Origin of the sequence: Sphingomonas yunnanensis (genome assembly GCF_019898765.1) — a bacterium.
Taxonomy (GTDB): Bacteria; Pseudomonadota; Alphaproteobacteria; order Sphingomonadales; family Sphingomonadaceae; genus Sphingomonas; species Sphingomonas yunnanensis.
In genome coordinates this window covers 439526-460679 of sequence record NZ_JAIOKB010000001.1, presented here as the reverse complement: position 1 = coordinate 460679, position 21154 = coordinate 439526, and the positions used below count along the sequence as shown (strand labels likewise).

Annotated in this window: 27 protein-coding genes and 1 tRNA gene; 9 read left to right on the top strand and 19 right to left on the bottom strand. The window is 69.0% G+C overall.

The annotated features are described in order from the left end of the window. Positions 1-22: 22 nt before the first annotated feature. Positions 23-1360 carry a 30S ribosomal protein S12 methylthiotransferase RimO gene (gene rimO, locus K7957_RS02200; RefSeq protein ID WP_223010351.1) on the top strand — a complete coding sequence of 446 codons (1338 nt, stop codon included), beginning with the start codon at positions 23-25 and terminating at the stop codon, positions 1358-1360. 52 nt (positions 1361-1412) lie between these two features. Beyond that, positions 1413-1489: transfer RNA gene (locus K7957_RS02195), tRNA-Met, on the top strand. Positions 1490-1660: 171 nt separating this feature from the next. On the opposite strand, the gene K7957_RS02190 is transcribed toward K7957_RS02195, so the two are convergent. Next, positions 1661-1810, bottom strand: coding sequence for a hypothetical protein (locus K7957_RS02190; RefSeq protein ID WP_223010350.1), 150 nt, complete (start codon positions 1808-1810; stop codon positions 1661-1663). 5 nt (positions 1811-1815) lie between these two features. Between K7957_RS02190 and K7957_RS02185 the strand changes: the two genes are divergently transcribed. Both K7957_RS02185 and K7957_RS02180 read left to right on the top strand, forming a co-directional pair. Beyond that, positions 1816-2511 (top strand): PAS domain-containing protein, encoded by a 696-nt coding sequence (locus K7957_RS02185; RefSeq protein WP_223010349.1) that lies wholly within the window; start codon positions 1816-1818, stop codon positions 2509-2511. Positions 2512-2523: 12 nt separating this feature from the next. Then, a complete protein-coding gene (locus K7957_RS02180) occupies positions 2524-2877 on the top strand; it encodes a response regulator transcription factor (protein WP_343228318.1) in 354 nt (117 codons plus the stop codon). A gap of 618 nt (positions 2878-3495) precedes the next feature. Here the strand turns inward: K7957_RS02180 and K7957_RS02175 are convergent. From K7957_RS02175 to K7957_RS02170, 3 genes are all read right to left on the bottom strand, one after another. Next, entirely contained in the window at positions 3496-3771 is a 276-nt protein-coding gene (locus tag K7957_RS02175; protein ID WP_246616614.1) for a ComEA family DNA-binding protein, read from the bottom strand. A gap of 65 nt (positions 3772-3836) precedes the next feature. Next, positions 3837-3971, bottom strand: a complete 135-nt coding sequence (locus K7957_RS20510) for a hypothetical protein (RefSeq protein WP_281422789.1) — start codon at positions 3969-3971, stop codon at positions 3837-3839. Between the two features lie 343 nt (positions 3972-4314). Further along, a complete protein-coding gene (locus tag K7957_RS02170) occupies positions 4315-4542 on the bottom strand; it encodes a hypothetical protein (RefSeq protein WP_223010347.1) in 228 nt (75 codons plus the stop codon). Positions 4543-4615: 73 nt separating this feature from the next. Here K7957_RS02170 and K7957_RS02165 point away from each other — a divergent pair, with 73 nt between their 5' ends. Next, positions 4616-5134 carry a hypothetical protein gene (locus K7957_RS02165; RefSeq protein ID WP_223010346.1) on the top strand — a complete coding sequence of 173 codons (519 nt, stop codon included), beginning with the start codon at positions 4616-4618 and terminating at the stop codon, positions 5132-5134. A gap of 225 nt (positions 5135-5359) precedes the next feature. Here K7957_RS02165 and K7957_RS02160 read toward each other — a convergent pair whose 3' ends face one another. Both K7957_RS02160 and K7957_RS02155 read right to left on the bottom strand, forming a co-directional pair. Further along, complete coding sequence (locus K7957_RS02160; RefSeq protein WP_223010345.1) at positions 5360-5596, bottom strand: hypothetical protein; 237 nt, start codon at positions 5594-5596, stop codon at positions 5360-5362. A gap of 55 nt (positions 5597-5651) precedes the next feature. Beyond that, positions 5652-5981, bottom strand: coding sequence for a hypothetical protein (locus tag K7957_RS02155; RefSeq protein ID WP_223010344.1), 330 nt, complete (start codon positions 5979-5981; stop codon positions 5652-5654). A gap of 172 nt (positions 5982-6153) precedes the next feature. On the opposite strand from K7957_RS02155, the gene K7957_RS02150 reads away from it, so the two are divergent. Next, on the top strand, positions 6154-6801 hold the full coding sequence (locus tag K7957_RS02150) for an SOS response-associated peptidase (RefSeq protein WP_343228273.1): 648 nt from the start codon (positions 6154-6156) through the stop codon (positions 6799-6801). Positions 6802-6823: 22 nt separating this feature from the next. Here K7957_RS02150 and K7957_RS02145 read toward each other — a convergent pair whose 3' ends face one another. Together K7957_RS02145 and K7957_RS02140 are read right to left on the bottom strand one after the other, a co-directional pair. Then, complete coding sequence (locus K7957_RS02145) at positions 6824-7330, bottom strand: 2'-5' RNA ligase family protein (RefSeq protein WP_223011080.1); 507 nt, start codon at positions 7328-7330, stop codon at positions 6824-6826. A 17-nt stretch (positions 7331-7347) separates the two neighbouring features. Then, positions 7348-9270: a potassium transporter Kup gene (locus K7957_RS02140; protein WP_223010343.1), complete on the bottom strand. Its 1923-nt coding sequence runs from the start codon at positions 9268-9270 to the stop codon at positions 7348-7350. A 135-nt stretch (positions 9271-9405) separates the two neighbouring features. Between K7957_RS02140 and K7957_RS02135 the strand changes: the two genes are divergently transcribed. Continuing rightward, on the top strand, positions 9406-9627 hold the full coding sequence (locus K7957_RS02135) for a DUF3072 domain-containing protein (RefSeq protein ID WP_223010342.1): 222 nt from the start codon (positions 9406-9408) through the stop codon (positions 9625-9627). A gap of 16 nt (positions 9628-9643) precedes the next feature. Here the strand turns inward: K7957_RS02135 and K7957_RS02130 are convergent, their stop codons facing one another. The 6 genes from K7957_RS02130 to guaB all read right to left on the bottom strand — a co-directional run bounded on the left by K7957_RS02130 (position 9644) and on the right by guaB (position 14799). Beyond that, the gene (locus K7957_RS02130; protein ID WP_223010341.1) at positions 9644-10285 is read right to left on the bottom strand and encodes a tetratricopeptide repeat protein; all 642 of its coding nucleotides are present in this window, start codon (positions 10283-10285) and stop codon (positions 9644-9646) included. Next, entirely contained in the window at positions 10285-10722 is a 438-nt protein-coding gene (gene ccmE, locus K7957_RS02125; protein ID WP_223010340.1) for a cytochrome c maturation protein CcmE, read from the bottom strand. The genes K7957_RS02130 and ccmE overlap by 1 nt, the downstream gene beginning before the upstream one ends. 97 nt (positions 10723-10819) lie before the next feature. Continuing rightward, positions 10820-11545 carry a heme ABC transporter permease CcmC gene (gene ccmC, locus K7957_RS02120; protein WP_223010339.1) on the bottom strand — a complete coding sequence of 242 codons (726 nt, stop codon included), beginning with the start codon at positions 11543-11545 and terminating at the stop codon, positions 10820-10822. An 86-nt stretch (positions 11546-11631) separates the two neighbouring features. Beyond that, complete coding sequence (locus K7957_RS02115; protein WP_223010338.1) at positions 11632-12153, bottom strand: tetratricopeptide repeat protein; 522 nt, start codon at positions 12151-12153, stop codon at positions 11632-11634. A gap of 33 nt (positions 12154-12186) precedes the next feature. Continuing rightward, a complete protein-coding gene (locus tag K7957_RS02110; protein ID WP_223010337.1) occupies positions 12187-13341 on the bottom strand; it encodes an RsmB/NOP family class I SAM-dependent RNA methyltransferase in 1155 nt (384 codons plus the stop codon). After that, positions 13342-14799 (bottom strand): IMP dehydrogenase, encoded by a 1458-nt coding sequence (guaB, locus tag K7957_RS02105; RefSeq protein WP_223010336.1) that lies wholly within the window; start codon positions 14797-14799, stop codon positions 13342-13344. A gap of 127 nt (positions 14800-14926) precedes the next feature. Between guaB and K7957_RS02100 the strand changes: the two genes are divergently transcribed. Further along, a complete protein-coding gene (locus K7957_RS02100) occupies positions 14927-15889 on the top strand; it encodes an SPFH domain-containing protein (protein WP_343228272.1) in 963 nt (320 codons plus the stop codon). Continuing rightward, positions 15886-16335, top strand: a complete 450-nt coding sequence (locus tag K7957_RS02095) for an NfeD family protein (RefSeq protein ID WP_223010335.1) — start codon at positions 15886-15888, stop codon at positions 16333-16335. The genes K7957_RS02100 and K7957_RS02095 overlap by 4 nt, the downstream gene beginning before the upstream one ends. A gap of 241 nt (positions 16336-16576) precedes the next feature. On the opposite strand, the gene K7957_RS02090 is transcribed toward K7957_RS02095, so the two are convergent. From K7957_RS02090 to bamA, 5 genes are all read right to left on the bottom strand, one after another. Next, positions 16577-16900, bottom strand: a complete 324-nt coding sequence (locus K7957_RS02090) for a PilZ domain-containing protein (RefSeq protein WP_223010334.1) — start codon at positions 16898-16900, stop codon at positions 16577-16579. Positions 16901-16936: 36 nt separating this feature from the next. After that, positions 16937-17167: a 50S ribosomal protein L31 gene (gene rpmE, locus K7957_RS02085; RefSeq protein ID WP_223010333.1), complete on the bottom strand. Its 231-nt coding sequence runs from the start codon at positions 17165-17167 to the stop codon at positions 16937-16939. A 99-nt stretch (positions 17168-17266) separates the two neighbouring features. Continuing rightward, positions 17267-17779, bottom strand: a complete 513-nt coding sequence (fabZ, locus tag K7957_RS02080; protein ID WP_223010332.1) for a 3-hydroxyacyl-ACP dehydratase FabZ — start codon at positions 17777-17779, stop codon at positions 17267-17269. Next, complete coding sequence (locus K7957_RS02075) at positions 17776-18432, bottom strand: OmpH family outer membrane protein (RefSeq protein WP_223010331.1); 657 nt, start codon at positions 18430-18432, stop codon at positions 17776-17778. Before K7957_RS02075 ends, fabZ begins: the two co-directional genes overlap by 4 nt. Beyond that, complete coding sequence (gene bamA, locus K7957_RS02070) at positions 18432-21152, bottom strand: outer membrane protein assembly factor BamA (protein WP_425517143.1); 2721 nt, start codon at positions 21150-21152, stop codon at positions 18432-18434. Before bamA ends, K7957_RS02075 begins: the two co-directional genes overlap by 1 nt. Positions 21153-21154: the final 2 nt, after the last annotated feature.

The window sequence follows — 21154 nt, the reverse complement described above, 5'->3', positions numbered from 1 at the left end:
CGCATTATGTGCGCGGCGTCTCATGGCAACTCTACTCCCCTCCCCGCCGCGCGTCGGCATGGTCTCGCTCGGCTGTCCGAAGAATCTGGTCGATTCCGAGCGGATTCTGACCCAGCTGCGCGCCGACGGCTATCAGATGTCGCCCGATTATGCCGGCGCCGACGTCGTGCTGGTCAACACGTGCGGCTTCCTCGACTCGGCCAAGGAGGAGAGCCTCGAGGCGATCGGCGAGGCGATCGCCGAGAATGGCCGCGTGATCGTCACCGGCTGCATGGGCAAGGAGGCGGAGGCGATCCGCCAGCGCTTCCCCGACGTGCTCGCGATCACCGGCGCGCACGAATATGAGCAGGTGGTCGAGGCGGTCCATGCCGCCGCGCCCGCCGCGATCAGCCCCTATGTCGATCTGATCCCCGACGCCGGTCTCAAGCTGACGCCGCGCCACTACAGCTATCTCAAGATCTCGGAGGGCTGCAATCACCGCTGCTCCTTCTGCATCATTCCCTCACTGCGCGGCGACCTGGTCAGCCGCCGCCCCGACGCGATCCTGCGCGAGGCCGAGAAACTCGTAGCGGCGGGGACGCGCGAGCTGCTGGTGATCAGCCAGGACACGTCCGCCTACGGCATCGACATCCGTGACCAGCCGCGGCGCTGGAAGGACCGCGAGGTGCGCCCGCACATGACCGATCTCGCGCGCGAGCTCGGCCAGATCGCGCCCTGGGTTCGCCTCCACTATGTCTATCCCTACCCGCACGTCGATCAGGTGATCCCGCTGATGGCGGAGGGGTTGGTGCTGCCCTATCTCGACATTCCCTTCCAGCACGCCGCGCCCGCGGTGCTGCGACGCATGAAGCGTCCTGCCAACGACGCCAAGGTGCTCGGCCGCATCCGTGGGTGGCGCGAGACCTGCCCCGACATCGCGATCCGCTCGACCTTCGTGGTCGGCTTTCCCGGCGAGACCGAGGCCGATTTCCAGTATCTGCTCGACTGGCTCGACGAGGCGCAGCTCGATCGCGTCGGCGCCTTCCGCTTCGAGTCCGTCGCCGGGGCATCGGCGAACGACCTCCCCGACCCGGTACCCGAGGCGGTCAAGGAGGAGCGCTACGCCCGCATCATGGAGAAGACCGCGGCGATCTCGGCGGCCAAGCTCGCCGCCAAGATCGGGCGCACGCTCGAGGTGATCGTCGACGCGGTCGACCCGGCGAGCGGCGGTGCTACCGCGCGCTCACAGGCGGACGCGCCCGAGATCGACGGGGAGGTGCAGCTGCGCGACGCCGGCCACCTTGTCCCCGGCGATATCGTCCGCGTCGCGATCGAGGACGCCGACGAGCATGATCTGTACGGCGTGCCGGTTGCGGCTTGACGGCACCGCGCGCACTGGTATGAGGCGCCCTCGCTTCGGCGAATGCCCTTGGGGCGGAGTAGCTCAGCTGGTTAGAGCAGCGGAATCATAATCCGCGTGTCGGGGGTTCAAGTCCCTCCTCCGCTACCACCATAGTCGCCGATATCGCACAATGCAGAGCTCCCGTCGCCGCCGTTGGCGCCGGGTGAGGTCTCGCATGGGCGGGCGTCATCGCGCGCCGCCTGTCGCTTCGTCCCTACCGTCGAACCTCGCGGCTGACATCGCCGCGCAGCCTCTCACCTGTCCGGCCACCGTCGGCTGCTATAGTGCGGGAAGGTCGCCGCCGATCTCGTCCGTCGCATAGCCGAGCGCCGCGGCGACGCGATCCACTGCGGGCTCCCATTCGAGTAGCGCCGCGGCGTAGCGATCGGCGCGGTCGGCCCGTACCGCGACATGGGGATTCGTGAGCATCGTCGATGCGGCGAGGTAACGCCGGCGCAGCCTCCGACTCTGCTCCCTTCCCCGGCACGATCACCTATCGCAGCGCCGCGTTCGAGCGGATCTGGGGCATCCCGCTCGACCAGGGCAAGACCCTGATACGAGAATGGCTGGAGGACATCCATCCGGACGACCGTGCACAGGTCGAGCATGCGCTCGCCACCGTGGCGCGGGGCGAGGTCGTCCAGTTCGAGTATCGGCTGATCCGTCCGGGCGGTGGAGCGCTGCGCTGGCTTCGCGACACCAGCTCCCCGATCCTCGACGAGACCGGCGGCGTGCGCCAGATCGGCGGCATCACCGAGGATTGGACCCAGGGAGATGTCCGTCACGTCTACATCGTCTCGGGCCGCCCCGCCGATGCGCGCCAGCTCGGCGGGATCGTGCGATCGCTCGGTCTGCACGCGCGCACCTTCGAGAATGCCACCACGTTCCTCGACTTCGCCGCGGTGCTGACACCGGGCTGCGTGCTCGTCGACCTGCGCCATGCGCGGAAGGAGTGTCTGGCCGTGCCGCGCGAGCTGAAGGCACGGTCGATCGCGCTGCCGACGATCGTGCTCGACTCGCCCGATGCCGACCGCGATGCCGTGCTCGCGGCGATGAAGGCCGGTGCCGACGATTATCTGATCCTCGACGACGAGGCGGCATTCCGCAGCGGGCTCGAGGCAGCGCTCTAGGAGGTACGCGGCATCGCTCGCCCGAGCGGGGCCGACGAGACCGCGAGCGCGCGGCTGGGCCGGCTTACTCCCCGCGAGCGCGAGGTGCTGGGCTGCCTGGTCGACGGTAACACCAACGAGATGATCGGCCAGCGGCTCGGGATCAGCCCGCGGACGGTGGAGCTGCATCGCGCCCAGGTGATGAGCCGGCTGAACGCCGGCACGCTGGCGGAACTCGTCCAGATCGCGATGGGCGCCGGGATGACCTCGTCGACCTCCTGCGCGGAGACGAGACGGATTTCTACCCAGGGTTCGTCCGGGTTACGGCTTCGACCTCGCTCGGCCCAGATCGGTGCCGTCGTCATCCGAGAGCGAGGTCTGACATGAGTTCCCCTGACGCAGAAGCCGCCGCAGAGTACTCCATGCGATCTGCGGCTTATGAGAAGCCGCGTTCGCTGTCGCGACGGTCCATTGTAACAAGTCTGCCGCGACCATCGAGCGCGAGAGCGACGGACCGATCCGCACGATCGTCTCGCGCCGATGCCAGGCGTTCAATGAGACGGCGCGGCGTGATCGGACGCGTTAGCGACAGTCCGCGATGCACCCTCATACCAGGGGGCATAAGGGGTGTTTCGGGCCATGCGCCTGGTATAGTCGGGCGCGCCGTCGTCCCACCACACTGGGCCCCGCTCGCCGAGAGCAACTTTCGCGGCCTGAACGCTCGCGCGCGCTGTCCCGAGCCCGCCCTGATCGCCGGACCGCAACGCGGCGGCCACCGCGCGCCGAGCCGCCATCAAGGCGTCTGCGGAGCGTCGGCGCGTCGGCTCGGCGAGGCGTGGGTCGGTGCGGCGCCACAATCTCCCTCGCACCACGATATAGCGAAGGTCAGGCGTCACGAGCGGCGGCGTGTCCGCGCCCATTCCCTCCTGCGGTGACCTGGGCTCGCGTGGACGCGGATCCCGCGCTTTTCTCACTGCGACGACCGCCGACAATTCGTTCCGATCATCAACTGCCTCCCACCGTCAACGACGCGCGGCTGTCGTCGGACTTACCCGTGAGTCCGGGTACTTCATCCAGCTGCCGCAGGTCCGTGAACCGGCCCCGCTCCTCGCGGTATCGCACGATCTCGAACCCATGCCCCCTGAGACCAGGCACGCCGTCGAGTTGGTCAGCCGTGGCTGTGTTCAGGTCGAGCGGGTCACGACTGGTCATGGAAGGCGCAACGCCGCGCCACGGTTTTCGATGCGCCGTGCCCTCGCTCGCCGTCACATCGACGCTCATGATCCGCTCCGCGCTGGTCGAGCCATCCTAACGGCGCACGGCGCTCCCCGGATCCCGGCGCGCGCTCAGCCGCCCTCGACCGTGTGCGAGACGACCACGGTAACGTGCACGACACCGGCGCTCGTGCTCGCCTCGTCGCGCACCGTGACCGTCGCGGTGAGGGGATCGTCGAGCTTGCGGGTGTCGAGCAGGATGCCCACCGCGGAACGTGCCCCGGACTGGCGGGCGGCGTGAATGTTCGCGTGGTGCTCGACCCCTGTTGCAGGCTCACCACCGTCGTGAACGGTTATACGATAGTTTGGCGTAGGAATGGTCTAACAAGGAGTACGCCACCCATCCGCGATCCACAGCAAGGCGCCGGTCGAAGTGTCTAGATCGGGATCAGCCCCGGTCGGTCGCGGCGGCGCCCGGACGTCAGCCGGCGTTCGCGCCGGTTCGCGAGAGAACTCGCCGGCGTGGGCCTGCGACCCGCCGAGCGCGTGAGGTCGTAGCGGCCTCCGCATCCTTGCTCGGCGAGTCGCTCCCGGACGATGGGACCGTGGGTCACACCGGCTCGCTCGGCGCCCAGGGGTCGCGCGCACCGAGCAGCCGCTCGTCGACGTCGAGCACGATCGCGAGGTGACGGCGCTCGAACTCCGGGAGCCGCCGGGGCGTCCCCCGCGCCACGAAGCGCGATAGATAGCTTCGACCGCGCCCTACCTTGAGCGACAGCTGCGCCAGCGTCTCGCCGCGCTGGGCGGCGACTCGGACGAGGGTCTCGCGGGCGCTCATCGCCTTCAGATGGCGGAAACTTCCGAGCCGATCCAGACTTTTCGTTCGCCCTATGTTCCGGCATGCTGGAGGGATGGTTGCCCCGCCCACGACACTCCACGATCTCCGTCGCGTCGAGGGCTCGGTGCGCGTGACGTGCCGTGCATGCGGCGCGGTCAAGCAGCACGACCTCGAGGAGCTGATCATGGATCGCCGCTTCCGGCGCCAGTCGATGGGATGGAGGGCGGTGCGGCGCACGATGATGTGTCGCGAATGCGGCGGGGCGGACACGCGGGTCGACGGCGTGCCCTTCGGCCAGGACGACCTCGAGCGACGCGCACGCCGATCGCAGGCGCTGCTGATGAACCTCGCGCTGGCCGTGCTCGACGACGCCAGCCGGCGCGCGCGGGACGAGGACGTCTGCGTACCTGCGACCCGCCTGGCCCTGCGCGTGCTGCGGCCCTACCTGCCCGACCGCGAGCTGCTGGTGACCTTCTGGATCGCGGCGGAGACCGGGCGCGGCAAGCCGCACGGCCCGGCGCTACAAGCGATGCGCTGGATCGTCACGAAACTGGTCGACGCCGGGCATCCAGTGTGGGCGGAGTTTCGATGAGACACACTACGTCACTGGCATCGAGAAATTAATCACCCGATAGAGAAGCGGCCGCGCCCATCCGTAAAGGACCAGCTGCTGCTGCCGTATTGGGAAGAGCCGGGGCGGTTTACTCCGATCTGGGCGCGGCAAAGCGAGCGATGCCTCAGCATTTCGGGTCAATGAGCGTACATCGCTGAAGAAGCCGAGGGTGCCGTGGGAGCGTCAGGCTCGCCGTTCCCAAGCTTATGCTAGCTGCTCCATGGCGTCCGCCAGACGTACGTGTCTCTCGCGGAAGTCGGCTGTGACGTCGCGCGTCTTTTCGTTGCCGCCCGCCATCTGATATCGCGCTTCGTCGTCGATTACTTCGACGATCTGACGAGCCTGATCGCTATGCTGACGATACGCCGCGACCCGCTCTTCGTCCGTCATCGTGCCCCTCCAGAAGGGACCAGCGCTCGGCCCGATCTCGGCCGCGATCATGTCCTTCGCCCGGTCGCCCAATCTCGACGTCGTCTTCATTCACTCGGTGAGCAGCTCACCGATCGCAGCCGGCTATCAGTCGCCCAGTCGTGTTACAGGCGCCGTTGATGCGCGCGACCCTGGTGCGGACATAGGCGATCTGCTTACCGGTGAGGGCGCCCCCGCCCGCGGCCAGCATCTGATCGACCTCTGCTCGTAAGGCGTTCGCAGCCTCGAGCCGCTGACGCCGCTGTGTCGGCGTTACCGTGTTCGTCGGGATCTCTCGGCCGCCCGGAACGATCGAGGGGATGTACGGCGGCTCCACGATCCCAGCGGGGCTGCGCCACTGAGCCGACGCTGGCACGGCGAGGAGACTGGCCACCAAGCCACAAATGAGAACGCGCATCGCCCACTCCGTCAAACCGAGTCGCCCCCGCTCATCGGTAGCATGAACGGCAGCGTCGCTGTCCTTCATCTCATCCGAAATGGCGTCATACTGCCTGCACGCCGACGCAGTCGCACCGCGCGAAGTCGTCGTAAGCTTCTGATCTCGCGGACTTGCGGACGTGTGCGCCGGCATGGCACCTGAGCGCATGTGCAATCGCTACCGCATGACCGAGACGCAGATCGCGCTGGCGACGCGCTACGGCGTCGCGGTGCCCTTCCCGCCCGACCTCGAGGTGCCGCCGCCTGAGCTCTTCCCCGACCGCGCCGCCTATGTCGTGCGCGAGACCGACGCCGGCCGTGCGCTCGACGCCATGGCCTGGGGCTTCCCGCACCAGGTGCCGGGCAAGCGCATCGACAAGGCCACCGGCAAGCCCGTGCTGCTGACCAAGAAGATCACCAACGTTCGCAATTACACCTCACCCTTCTGGCGCTCGGCGCTCGCCAACCCGCGGCGGCGCTGCCTCGTGCCCTTCACCGCCTTCAGCGAGTATGGCCAGCATCGCGGCGCCGACGGCAAGCTGCCGCTCCACTGGTTCGACGTGCCGAGCCGCGCGATCGTCAGCTTCGCGGGCGTATGGCGCCCGACCGAGCAGGGCGCGGTGTTCGCCTTCCTGACCTGCGAGCCCAACCCGCTGGTCGCGCCGATCCACCCCAAGGCGATGCCGTTGCTACTGCACGAGGAGGACGAGGAGCGCTGGCTCAGCTGCCCGTTCGACGACGCGGTGGCGCTGGCGCAGCCCTATCCGTCGCAGCTGATGGCGGTGGATCGAGTCGAATGAGCCGCACCGCCTCCGCGGCCGCTCAACCGTCGAACAGGTGGCGCGACAGCGGCTCCCACGGACCGCCGCGGTACCAATAGGTCGCTAGCCCGGCGATCACCACCGGCCGCGCCACGAACTCGGCCTTGAGCCGCTCGATCAGTGCGCGCGCCTCGCCCGGATCGACCTTGTTCTGCACCGTCACGTGCGCGCGCCAGCCGGCCTGGTCCTGCGGCGTCAGCAGCCCGCGGAACGAGTCGGCGAGACGCCCGCGGATCGCCTCCAGCGCCGGGCACTCGATGCGATAGGCGACGCCGCGCCCCAGCGAGATCACCCCGGCGAGGCGCGCGCGCGGCGGCGCCACGCCGCGCGTCTCCGCCACCAGCCGCTGGCGCAGCTCGGCCGCGCCACTGGGCGGGAGATGGTGGAACATCGTCAGATGCGCGGCGAGCTGGTTGCGCTCGGGCGGGAAGAAAGCGCGCCGCTGCGAGTCGAGGAAGGCCTGGTCCGCGGCGGCGAACAGGGCGGTCACGATGATCGGCGCTTGAATGGGGGTGGCGGACCCGGTCAAATCTCGATCTGACTGCCCAGCTCGACTACGCGGTTGGTCGGCAGGCGGAAGAACTCCATCGCGCTCTCTGCGTTGCGCAGCATCCAGCTGAACAATTTCTCGCGCCAGATCGCCATGCCCGGACGATCCGACGCGAGCAGTGTCTGGCGACTCAGGAAGAAGCTGGTGTCCATCATGCGAAACTCGGCGCCGCAGCCGTCATAGGAGCGCAGGTGCGCGGGCACGTCGGGCTCCTCCATGAAGCCGTAGCGCAGCACGACGCGGTGGAAGCCCTGCCCCAGGTTCTCGTGGAGGAAGCGATCCTCCTCGGGAAAATAGGGCATGTCGGTGACGCGCACCGTGAGCAGGATGACGCGCTCGTGCAGCACGCGATTGTGCTTGAGATTGTGAAGCAGCGCGTGCGGCACGCCCTCGGGCGTGGAGGTCATGAACACCGCGGTGCCGGGCACGCGCGTCGCCGAGGTGGCGGCCGAGTCGATGAAGATCTTGATCGGCATCGCCGCCTCGCGCATCCGCTCGAGCATCAATTTGCGCCCCTGTGACCAGGTGGTGAGCAGCACGAAGACGATCACCGCGACCAGCAGTGGGAACCAGCCGCCGTCGGGCACCTTGGTCAGGTTCGAGGCGAAATACAGCCCGTCGATCGAGAGGAAGGTGATCTCGAACAGGGCGGTCGCCCAGATCGGCCAGTGCCAGACGCGGCGGATCAGCACACCGACCATGCAGGTCGAGATGAACATCGTCCCAGTGACCGCGATGCCATAGGCCGCCGCGAGATTGGACGACTCGCCGAAGCCGAATACCAGCAGCAGCACCATGATCATCAGCGCCCAGTTCACCGCCGGGATGTAGATCTGGCCCGCCTCCGACGCGCTGGTGTGGGTGATACGGATACGAGGCATCAGCCCGAGCTGCACCGCCTGCTGGACCACCGAATAGGCGCCGGTGATCACCGCCTGGCTGGCGATCACCGTCGCCATCGTGGCGAGGATCACCAGCCATAGCCGCCAACTCTCCGGCGCCATCAGGAAGAAGGGGTTCTCCGCCGCGGCGGGGTTCTCCAGCAGCAGCGCGCCCTGACCGAGATAGTTGATCATCAGCGCGGGCAGCACGAAGCCGAGCCAGGCGTAGGAGATCGGCTTGCGCCCGAAATGCCCCATGTCGGCGTAGAGCGCCTCCGCGCCGGTCACCGCCAGCACCACCGAGCCGAGCGCGAGAAAGGCGAGCGTCCCGTCGTTCGCCGCGAAGCGGACCGCGTACATCGGGTTGAGCGCGTAGAAGATATCGGGTCGCGCGACGATGTGGATACCGCCCATCACCGCGAGCACGACGAAATAGACCAGCATGATCGGCCCGAACAGCCGCCCCACTTTCTCCGTGCCGATCGACTGCATGTAGAAGAGCGCGATCAGGATCGTCACCGCGATCGGCAGCACGAACGAGTCGAAACCCTGCTCCACCGTCGCCAGGCCCTCGACCGCGGACAGCACCGAGATCGCGGGCGTGATCATGCAGTCGCCGAAGAACAGCGCGGTGGCGAGCACGCCGAGGATGACGAGGCTCGGTCCCCAGCGCTTGCCCGCGCCCGAGCGTCGCTGGATCAGTGCGAGCAGCGCGAGGCTGCCGCCCTCGCCGTTATTGTCGGCGCGCAGCACGATCAGCACGTATTTGAGCGTGACGATCAGCATCAGCGACCAGAAGACCAGGCTGATCACGCCGAAGATGTGCAGTGGGTCGACCGCGAGCGGGTGGTGTCCGACGAACACCTCCTTCATCGCGTAGAGCGGGCTGGTGCCGATGTCGCCGTACACGACGCCGATCGCGCCGAGTGCCAGTCGCGCGAGCCCGTCGCCCGCGCCGTGATGGTGACCCGACTGGGCCTGCGCCCGGGTGGCCGGGTCGTCGGTGTTCACGCTCATGCGTTGCCGACCGTGCTCGAGGCGTCGCCCGCGTGTGTACCCATGGTGATGGCGCGCCTAGCACGCGCATCGGGGGCCGGCAACGCGGAACAGATATCGAACGGCGGGGTTGTCGACACGCTACAGGAGATGGTGATGAGCGACGACAACCCCAAGACCCACCCCTTCTCGAACGCCGAGAAGAATCCCGACGACTGGACCACCGGCGACGAGCCGATGACCGGCGCGCAGGCGAGCTACCTGAAGACGCTCAGCGAGGAGGCCGGTGAGTCGTTCGACGACACACTGAGCAAGGCTGACGCGTCGAAGAAGATCGACTCGCTGCAGGAGCAGACCGGGCGCGGCAAGGCCGACTGACCCGATCGCGCGGGCGTCACCCTCCGCGCGAGGGGTCGACGCCCGCGGCGATGAACTGATCGAGCACCAGCACGCGCCGGACCAGCTCACGGCGGTAATCGGTGCCCGGCGCGGAGAGTGCGACGGCGCGCAGCCACAGCGTGCGTGCCTGGGCGAGCTGCCCCGCCCTCAGATAGGCCATGCCGAGATAATATGGCGGCGCCGGATGCTCGGGCGCGAGCCGTGCCGCCTGCCGGAAGGCGAGCAGCGCCGGCGGCGAGAGCCGGTCGCCCGCGTCGGCGGCGAGCGTCACACCCGCCCAGGTCCACAGGATGAAGCTCTTGGGGAGCTTGGACAGGCCGCCCATCACCACCCGCGCGGCCGCGCGGCTGTTGCCGCTGCGAGTCATGGCGTCGGCGGCGACGAGATAGGCGGTGTCCGCGGTGTAGCGGCCGAGCAGGCCGTCCCTCAGCGCGATCTCGTCCGGGTCGATCGGCGCGGTCTCGCTGCGCGGCGACGCCGGTCGCGCGCCGAGCAGCGGCGAACCCTGCCAGGCATAACCGGCACCGCCCAGGCACAGCGCCGCGGCGAGCAGCGTCCACAAGGCGCGGTCGGCACGTAGCAGCGCCAGCGCGGCGAACGCCCCGGCACCGAGCAGCAGCAGCGCGACGAAGCCCATCACTGCTTCTCCAGCGTGCGCGTCTCATGCATCTTGCCCGCCATCTGCGGCGGCATGTACTTCTCGTCATGCTTGGCGAGCAGGTTGGTCGCGCTGAACGAACCATCGGGATTGAAGTGCCCCTCCGCGACCACGCCCGAGCCCTCACGGAAGAGGTCGGGCGCGATGCCGCTGAAGCGTACCGGCGTCGTCGCCTGCCCGTCGGTGACGGTGAAGGCGATCGACACGCCGTCGCCCGCGCGCCGGACCGAGCCGCGCTCGACCATGCCGCCGAGCCGCACCGCTCGGTCGGGCGCGGGCAGCGCGCCGCGCACGTCGCTCGGCGCGTAGAAGAAGGCGGCCTGCCCACGCAGCCCGGACAGCGCCAGCAGCGCCGCCGCGGCGAGCGCGACGAGGCCGAGCAGCACGAGCGTCATCCGCTGCGACTTGGGTGTCACTTCTCGTGCTTCCGCATCGCGCGGTAGCTCAGCCAGCCGACCAGGGCGCCGGCACCGAGCACGAGAGCGTAGGCGGCGATGACGAACGGCCAGGGGTTCACGCCAGCGCTCTCCGCCGCAGCCGCGCCTCGGCCTTGGCGGCGGCGAGGATCGCGCGCATCCGCATCAGGACGATCGCGCCGAACAGGCAGGAGAAGCCGAGTAGCATGAACGGCAGCGGCCATAGCAGCGAACGGTCGATCGTCGACGAGGTCAGCCCGATGCTCGGTCCCTGGTGGAGCGTGTTCCACCACACCACCGAATAGCGGATGATCGGCAGCAGCACGGTGCCGGCGATGCCGTAGATCGCGGGCACGCGCCCGTCGCCGCCGCGCTCGCGGTCGGCGTTGGAGAGCGCGATGTAGCCGAGATAGACGAAGAACAGCAGCAGCATCGAGGTCAGCCGCCCGTCCCACTGCCACCACGTCCCCCAGGTCGGCCGCCCCCAGATCGCGCCGGTGACGAGGCAGAGCGCGGCGAAGGTGGCGCCCGGCACCGCGGCGGCGCGCGCGGCGACCTCGGCGAGCGGGTGCCGCCACACCAAGAAGGCGGTGCTCGCGATCGCGATCGCGCTCCACCCGCCCATGCCGAGCCAGGCGGCGGGGACATGGACGTAGAGGATGCGCACCGTCTCGCCCTGGAGATAGTCGGGCGGCGTCTGGGTCAGCCCGGCCCAGCCGCCGAACGCGACCAGCGCGACCCCCAGCCACCACAGCCAAGGGGTGAGCGGGCGCGCGATCCGCAGGAAGCGGGCGGGATTGGCAAGGGCGTGAAGCGTCGGCAAGGGGCGGTGCGATCGATCGGGTCAGGCGGGTGAATCAGCTAGGCGATGAAGCAGCTTAGCGGCACTAGCGCGATGACGCGAGCGGATCAGTCGCGCGACGAGGGCGGCGCCGCGGGCGGCACGGTACTGGGCGCGCTGACCTGCGCGGTGGTGACCGGCGGGCCCTTGGCGATCACCGCGGCGAGCTCGGTCGCCTGGGTGCACTGGCCCTGGCACAGCGTACGCACGCGCGCGAGATTCTGCTTGGCGCGCTCGACCGCCCCCTTGGCCACCATCGCCTCGCCCTGCCCGGTCAGCGCGGCGATGTCATTGGGCTCGAGCAGCAGCGCCTCGCGGTAGAGCCGGATCGCCTTGCCCGGCAGCGCTCGCGCCTCCGCCACCTGCGCGAGCGCGATGAAGGCCTGGCGGTTGCGCGGATCGACCGTCACCGCGCTCTCGAACAGATCGGTCGCGCCGTCGATGTTGCCCGCGGCACGCGCCGCCCTGCCCTGCTGGAGCAACGCCATGCTGCGCGCGTCGATCTGGTCGTCCGGGCGCTGGCCGTGCAGCGAGGTCGAGATCGACACCAGCGCCAGCGCCGCGGCAGTGGCGACCGAGGTGAAACGCATGAACGGCTCCAGCTTCGACACGATCCCCGGCGCCTAGCATGGCGCCCGCAGCCGCGCGACGAAAAAACCGTCGGTGCCGTCATGTGCGGGGGTGAGCCGGACGCCCCGCCCGCGCGCACGCCCGAACGGCAGCGCGAGCGGCTCGGCATGCCAGCCGGGATGGTCGGTGAGGAAGCGCTCGACCTGGTTCGCCCCCTCGGCGTCGAGCAGCGAGCAGGTGACGAAGACCAGCGCCCCGCCCGGGCGGACCGCCGCCGCGCCGAGCGCGAGCACGTGGCGCTGCGTCGCCGCGTAGCGCTCGAGCCGCTCGGGGCTGAGCCGCCAGCGCGCCTCGGGGTTGCGGCGCCACGTCCCGCTGCCCGAGCAGGGCGCGTCGACGAAGACGACGTCCGCGCTGATGTCGGCGAGCGCGGCTGCCTCCCGCCCGCCGTCGAGCAGGCGACTCTCGATGATTGTCACGCCGGCGCGATCGGCGCGGGGCGCGAGCCGGGCGAGTCGCGCGCGGTCGACGTCGCTGGCGATGATCCGCCCCTCGTTCGCCATCGCGGCGGCGAGCGCGAGGCTCTTGCCCCCCGCCCCGGCGCAGAGGTCCAGCACCGTCATCCCCGGTGCGGCGCCGGCGGCGAGCGTCACCGCCTGGCTGCCGGCGTCCTGCGGCTCGATCAGACCGGCGAGCGGCTTGAGGTCCATACCCGCGGGTAGCCGCAACGCGTCGGCAAGGCCGGGGATCGGCGCGGCGCCGTCGATCGCGGGCGGGTCGCCGCGCAGCCGGTTGACGCGCACGTCGAGCGGGGCGCGCTCCACCAGCGCGGCCTGCTCGCCCTCGTCGAGCCCCGATACCGCGAACCGCTCCGCGAGCCAGCTCGGCAGCACGCCCGGGGTGGCCGCGGGCTCGTCGCCGATCGGCGCAGGGCCGTGCGGCGAGCCGTCGAAGGTGGCGGCGAGCGCGACGTCATGGCGGGCGAGCGCGACCAGCGCGGCGCGCCCGCTCGCCGGCTTCTCGCCGAACGCGCGGACCGCGGCATAGACCAGCTCGCGCACCGCACGACGGTCCTTCGATCCGGCGTAGCGGCGCGTCGCGAAATAGCGCGCGATCAGCGTGTCGGCCGCGGCGCCGCCCTGCTCCGCGGCGGCGACGATCGAGTCGAGCAGCTCGATCGCCGCCTGGGTGCGCGCCGCGGGGGTCACTCAGCGGGTCGGATAATTGGGCGCCTCGCGCGTGATCGTGACGTCGTGGACATGGCTCTCCTTGAGCCCCGCGCCAGTGATCTGCACGAAGCGCGCGCGCTGCTGCAGGTCGCGGATCGTCGCCGAGCCGGTGTAGCCCATCGCCGCCTTGATCCCGCCGACCAGCTGGTGGATCACGTCGCGCGCCGGCCCCTTATAGGGCACCTGCCCCTCGATCCCCTCTGGAACGAGCTTGAGCTGATCGCGCACCTCGCCCTGGAAGTAGCGGTCCGCCGAGCCGCGCCCCATCGCGCCCACACTTCCCATGCCGCGGTAGGATTTGTACGCACGCCCCTGATAAAGAAAGGTTTCTCCCGGCGCCTCCTCGGTCCCGGCGAGCAGCGAGCCGACCATGCAGGTCGATGCGCCCGCGGCCAGCGCCTTGGCAAGATCGCCCGAGGTGCGCAGGCCACCGTCGGCGATCACCGGCACGCCCGCGGCGGCGCCGGCCTCGGCACAGTCCATCACCGCGGTGAGCTGGGGCACGCCGACGCCCGCGACGACGCGCGTGGTGCAGATCGAACCCGGGCCGATGCCGACCTTGATGCCGTCGGCGCCCGCGTCGATCAGCGCGCGAGTCGCCTCGGCGGTGGCGACATTGCCGGCGACGACCTGGACCGAGTTGGAGAGCTTCTTGACGCGCTCGACCGCGCGCGCGACGTCGAGGTTGTGGCCGTGCGCGGTGTCGATGACGATGAGGTCGCACTCGGCGTCGACCAACGCCTCCGTGCGCGCGAACCCCTTGTCGCCGACGGTGGTGGCGGCGGCGACGCGCAGGCGTCCGGCGGCGTCCTTGGTCGCCTCCGGGTACATCACCGCTTTCTCGATGTCTTTCACGGTGATCAGCCCGACGCAGCGATAGGCGTCATCGACCACCAGCAGTTTCTCGATGCGGCGCTGGTGGAGCAGCCGGCGCGCCTCTTCCTTCGCGACACCGGTCGAGACGGTGACGAGGTTCTCGCGCGTCATCAGCTCGGCGACCGGCTGGTTCGGGTTCTCGGCGAAGCGCACGTCACGGTTGGTGAGGATGCCGACCAGCTTGCCGTCGCGCTCCACCACCGGGATGCCGCTGATCCGGTTGAGCTTCATCAGCGCCTGCGCCTGCGCCAGCGTCGCCTCGGGCGCGATCGTGATCGGGTTGACCACCATGCCGCTCTCGAAGCGCTTGACCTGCCGCACCGCAGCGACCTGCTCGTCGACGGTGAGGTTGCGGTGGAGCACACCCATGCCGCCGAGCTGCGCCATCACGATCGCCATGTCGGACTCGGTGACGGTGTCCATCGCCGAGGACAGGATCGGGATGTTGAGCGCGATGTCGCGCGTCAGCTTCGTGCGCGTGTCCGCCGCGCCGGGGAGCACCGCGGACTCGGCGGGCGTGAGCAGCACGTCGTCGAAGGTGAGGCCGAGGCGGATGTCCATGGGGCGCCGAATCCTTGGGAGCGAGGAGTGGCGCGCCATGTAACCGCGTTGCCCGCATCTCGCTAGGCCCCCCGCCCCCCACCGGCTATGATCGCGGCCTTCGATGTGATCGAGCGGGAGAGAGACGGTGACGGTGACGCTGGCTTTGCTATTCCTGGCGCTGGTCGTCTTCTACCTGCTGACGAGCATCAAGATCGTCCGCCAGGGCTATCAATATACGATCGAGCATTTCGGTCGCTATACCGGCACCGCCTCGCCCGGCTTCAACTTCTACCCCGCCTTCTTCTACCGCGTCGGCCGGCGCGTGAACATGATGGAGCAGGTGATCGACATTCCCGGGCAGGAGATCATCACCAAGGACAATGCGATCGTCTCGACCGACGGGGTCGTCTTCTTCCAGGTGCTCGACGCCGCCAAGGCCGCCTATGAGGTGTCCGACCTCTATGTCGCGCTGCTCCAGCTGACGACCACCAACCTGCGCACCGTGATGGGGTCGATGGACCTCGACGAGACGCTGTCGAAGCGCGACGAGATCAACGCGCGGCTGCTCTCGGTGGTGGACCACGCCACCGTACCCTGGGGCGTCAAGATCACGCGCGTAGAGATCAAGGACATCCGCCCGCCCGCCGACATCGTCGCCGCGATGGGCCGCCAGATGAAGGCCGAGCGCGAGAAGCGCGCCAACATCCTCGACGCCGAGGGATCGCGCGCTTCCGAGATCCTGCGCGCCGAGGGACAGAAGCAGGCGCGCATCCTCGAGGCCGAGGGCCGCCGCGAGTCGGCCTATCGCGACGCCGAGGCGCGCGAGCGTGCCGCCGAAGCGGAGGCCAAGGCGACCCAGGTCGTGTCGGACGCGATCGCGGCGGGCGGCACGCAGGCGATCAACTATTTTGTCGCGCAGAAATACGTCGAGGCGGTCGGCAAATTCGCGACCAGCCCCAACGCCAAGACGATCCTCTTCCCGGTCGAGGCGACCCAGCTGATCGGCACGCTAAGCGGGATCGGCGAGCTGACCAAGAGCGTGCTCGCGTCGAAGGAGACGCCGGAGGCGCCGCTCGACCTGCCGCGCTCGGCACTCGACCCGCGGTGACGGGCTGGGGCTGGTTGGGGGAACCGGGCGCGGCGTGGCTCGCCGCCGCGCTGCTGCTCGGCATCGCCGAGCTGGCGGTACCCGGCGTGTTCCTCGTCTTCCTCGCGCTCGCGGCGGCGGTGACCGCGGCGATCAGCTACGCGGTCGCGCCGCTGCCACTGGCGGCGCAGCTGGTCTGCTTCGCGCTGTGGAGCGTGGTGACGGTCCTGGTGGGCCGGCGCTGGTACCGCGACTTTCCCGTCGAAGGGGGCGATGTTCGGCTCAACGACCGCGCCGCCCGGCTGGTCGGCGAGGTGACCCGTTTGGAGAGCGCGATCGTCGACGGGCGCGGCCGCGTCGTGGTGGGCGACGGCAGCTGGCCCGCGCGCGGCCCCGACCTGCCCGCGGGGGCGCGCGTGCGGATCGTCGCCGTGCGCGACGGCGTGGTCAGCGTGGAGGAAGCGTGAGCGCGTGGGCGCATCAGCGCGGGGGGTGCGCTATGCTGCGGTCGGGTCGCGGTGTTGACGTGACGCCAGCAGCCATCCCGGCGTCATCCTGAGCTTGTCTCAGGATCCACTGCTCCGCGAGCGCCCCGGCCTCTGCACGTGCGGGACGGTGGATCCTGAGACGAGCTCAGAATGACGCCTAGTGAAGGGGTTGCGCGAGGTTGCAGCGTCTTCGTTTGCGCCGCTCCACCGCGGCCGCGCCTCAGTGCGTCAGCCCGTACCGCGTCACCAGCGACTCGAACGTCTCGTCGGTCAGCGGCGAGAGGAATTGGCAGCCCGCCACGAGGTCATCCGCCCAGACCACGATCGCGGCGACGACGCCCAGGCCGGGTATGGTCAGCCAGATCGACTCGTCGCGCGACATCGCGGAGAAGGTCAGCAGTCGGCACCCGTGCAGGGAGAGGTCCATGACCTTGCACAGGGTGCGCGCCATGCCGCTCTGCTCGACCGGCGCCTGGACGGCGACGGGGGCGCGGCGTCCGCGACGGACGGGGCGCTCGGCGGGGGCATATTCGGCAGCGAACATGGCGGCGATGCTACGCCGCCATGCCTAACAACCAGTTTACTTACGCAGCGTGAGCCCGCCGCCGAAACGCTTGTTGAAGCGTGCCACCTGGCCACCCTGATCGAGCATCTGACCCTTGCCGCCGGTCCATGCCGGGTGCGCGAGCGGATCGATCTCGAGCGTCATGAGATCGCCTTCCTTGCCCCAGGTGGAGCGAGTCTCGTAGACGGTGCCGTCGGTCATCTGCACCTTGATCATGTGATAGTCGGGGTGGGTGTCTTTCTTCACGGTCACGCTCCTTGGATGGCTGGTTCCGACCAGCCTTGGACAGCAAGCCGCGCGCCCTACAGCGCGCGTGCGGCAAAGTCAAAGTGCGACGGGAGGGTGCTAGGCCGCGGCAGGCGGGTCGGCGATCATGGCGGTGAAGTTGGCCTCGGCGGCGACGGCGCCGTCGATCTTGGCGACCCCGGCGAACTTGCACACCGCGCTGCGCTTCTGCACGAACTCGACCTCGAGCGACAGCAAGACGCCGGGCTCGACCGGCCTGCGGAACTTCGCGCCCTCGATGGCCATGAAATAGACCAGCTTGCCCGAGCCGGCGAGGCCGAGGCTCTCGACCGCGAGCACGCCAGCAGCCTGCGCCAGTGCCTCGACGATCAGCACGCCCGGCATGATCGGACGGCCTGGAAAGTGACCCTGGAAGAAGCTCTCGTTGATCGACACCGCCTTGGTGGCGCGGATCGATCGGTCGCGCACCAGAGTCTCGACGCGGTCGACCAGCAGCATCGGGTAGCGATGCGGCAGCAGCGCCATCACGCGGGTGACGTCGAGCGGGCCGACCGACCCGCCCGACTCACTCTCCGCCCCGCCGGGCGCCTGACCGAGCGGGGCGTCGCTCATCGGCCGGTCGGCGCGCGATTGTTGGTCGCGGGCGCGGCGGCGGCCGGCGCGGCGGCGGCACCGCCGTCCTGCTGACCCGGCTGCCAGTTGGCCGGCGGCGTGATGCCGACGGTCGGCACGGTGCGATCGAGCTCGGCGGTGATCGCCGAGGTGATGTCCGCGGTCGGGTTAGCGAAAAGCGCCGCGTTCGGACGCAGCAGCAGGCTGACGTTCTTGGCGCGCGCCGCGGCGCCCACCGCGTCCTGCAGCTTGGCCGAGATCTGCTCGATCGCGTAGGACTGCGCGCGCGAGGCGGGCGCGGTGAGGCGCTGCAGCTCGGCGTTGGCAGTCTGCTCGCGCGTCTGGATCGCCTGCGCCTGGGTGCGCAGCGAGGCCTCGGTCGCGCCGGGCGCCGCAGCGGCCTTCTGATAGGCCGCGACGAGCGGCTGCAGCTCGGTCTGGATCGCCTGGCGACGCGTGTTCGCCTGGTCGAGCTGCGCCTTATACTGGGTCTGGATCTGCGTGCGCGCGGTCGCCCAGGCCTTGGAGTTGGCGACCGCCGCCTCGGGATCGGCGACGGCGACCCCGCCGACCTGCGCGGTCGCGGCGGGGGCGGACAGCGCCGCCGGCGCGACGAGCGCGGCGGCGAGCAGGAGGTGCTTGAAGGTAGTCATCAGAACTGAGTCCCTACGTTGAAGGTGATGAGCTTCTTGTCGTCGCCGGGCTGGGTCAGCAGCGCCTTGGCGAGATCGATGCGGAGCGGCCCGAACGGCGAGTTCCAGTTGACGCCGATACCGACCGAGAGACGCGGCCGCGCCGAGTCGCCCAGGAACGTCTCGAGGAAGGGCTGTGACGCGATCTGCGGCGTATTGGGTGTCACGCCATTGCAGCCGCCGCTGCTTCCCGGGATGCCAGCGGCGCAGGTGGTGGAAACGCTGAGACCGTCGGCATTGGTGTAATAATAGAGCGGTTGGTTCGCGTTGTTGTACACCGGCAGCGGAAGATACACGGTGTTCCCGTTGGCGTCCGTGGTCGTCGGGAAATTCGCGGTCTTCAGCGGACGAGTGATGCTAAAGAGACTGCCCATCTGCGCGTAGATCGACGGGCGCAGGCCGAGTTCGCGCGCGCCGGAGCCGAGCGGGATCTCGATCTCGAAGCGACCCAGGTAATAAGCGTTGCCGCCGAGCGCGTCGTCGATCACCTGATCGCGATCGGTCACGAGCACCTGAGCGCCGTTGGCGTCGGTGGTGAAATATTGCCGCTTCACGCGCGGGCCGACGCCGCGGATGTCGAAGCCACGGAACTGGGGCTCGCCGAGGTAGAAACGATCGGTGATGCGCACGCGATCGACGCCCTCGCCGCGCGACTTCTCGAGCGAGCGGATGTAACCGCCCTCGCCGACCACCGAGGCGATGAATCCGCCACCGATGTTCCAGAACTTCGAGCCTTCGACACGCGTCCGGACGTACTTCACCGAGCCGCCGAGACCGGCGAAGTCCTGGCTGAAGACGAAGCGCTGGCCCGCGGTCGGCCGCAGCCGGCTGTTGAGGCTGTCGTAGATCAGCGAGTAGCCCACCATCGAGGTGAGTCGATTGCCGAGCGAGTCGCAGAGATAGCGGCCGGCCTTGAGCGGATCGCACTTACCGTTGGTGAAGAAGGAATTCTCGTCCAGCCCGACCTTATCGTAGGAGAAGGTATAGCGGCCGGCGAGCTGCCAATATTCGGTCAGCGGCACGCCGGTGCGGATCTGGAAGCCGGTCGACACCTGGCTGTAGGTGGTGCGGCGATCGGTGCCATAGAAGTTGAACGAATTATAGTCGCGGCGGAACAGGTCGATACCCAGCGCGATATTCTTGTCGAACACGTAGGGCTCGGTGAAGCCCAGCTCGATCGACTTGGAATAGCTGGAGTAGTTCACACCGGCCCGGAGCGTCTGCCCCTTGCCGCGGAAGTTGTTCTGCGTGATGTTGGCCTGGATGATGAAACGCTCCAGGCTCGAGAAGCCGGCGGAGAGCTGGAGCTCGCCGGTGGATTTCTCCTCGACGTTGGCCTCGAGCACGACGCGGTCGGTCGAGCTGCCGGGCGTCTGCTTGATCTCGAACTTGTCCTGGAAATAGCCCAGGCTGTTGATGCGGTCCTGCGAGCGCTTGATCTGGAAGCTGTTGAAGGCGTCCCCCTCGGCGAGGCGGACCTCGCGGCGCACCACCTTGTCCTGCGTCTGGGTATTGCCGGTGATGTCGATCCGCTCGACATAGGTGCGCTGCGCCTGGCCGATATGGAAGTTGATCGACATCGTGTGCGCTTCGGAGTCGCGCTGGTACTCGGGCTGCACCTCGGTGAAGGCGTAGCCGAACAGGCCCGTCGTCTCGCTGAGATGCTCGATCGTGTCCTCGACCAGCTTGGCGTTGTACCAGTCGCCCTTCTTGATGCCGAGCGTGGCCGCCATCTTCTTGCCGTCGAAGTCGCGGATGTCGCTGTCGACGGTGACGTCGCCGAACTTGTAGCGCTCGCCCTCCTCGACCACGTAGGTGATGATGAAGTCCTTGCGGTCGGGCGTCAGCTCCGCCACCGCCGAGGTGACGCGGAAGTCGGCATAGCCCTCGGTCAGGTAGAATTGCCGCAGCTTCTGCTGATCATAGGCCAGCCGGTCCTGGTCGTAGGACGTGCCGGAGGACAGTACGCGGAAGAAGCGCGCCTCCTTGGTGGCCATCTGCGCGCGCAGCTTGCCGTCGTCGAACACCTTGTTGCCGAGGATGTTGATCTGCCGGACCTTCGACTTCGGACCCTCGCTCACCTCGAAGATCACGTCGACGCGGTTCTGGTCGAGGCTGACCATCTTGGGCTGCACGGTCGCGGCGAAGCGGCCCTGGCGGCGGTACAGCTCGATGATCCGCGCGACGTCGGCGCGCACCGCGGAGCGCGTGAAGATCTGCCGCGGCTTGAGCCGGACCTCCTTGCCGATCTTGTCTTCCTTGAGGCGCTTGTTGCCCTCGAAGATGACGCGGTTGATGATCGGGTTCTCGCGCACCCGGATCACGATATTGCCGGTCGCGGCGCCGTCGATCGTCACGTCGGCGAACAGGTCGCTGGCGTACAGGTCCTTGATCGCCTGATCGAGCGTCTCGTTGGTGTAGGGCTGGCCCTGACGCAGCTTGGTGTAGCTCAGCGCGGTCTCCGGCTCGATCCGCTGCGTCCCCTCGACCCGCAGCGTCGTGATCGGGCGCGCGGCCTGCGGCGCGGGCGCGGACGCAGCGGCGGGTTGCACCGCCGGGGTCGCGGCGGGCGCGGGGCGGGTCTGCGCCGCGGCGGCGAGCGGCACGCCGGCCAGCATCGTGCAGCCCAGCAAGGTCGCCGAGGCACGCGCCCGCGAAGTTGAAACGTTCAGCACCGTCACCT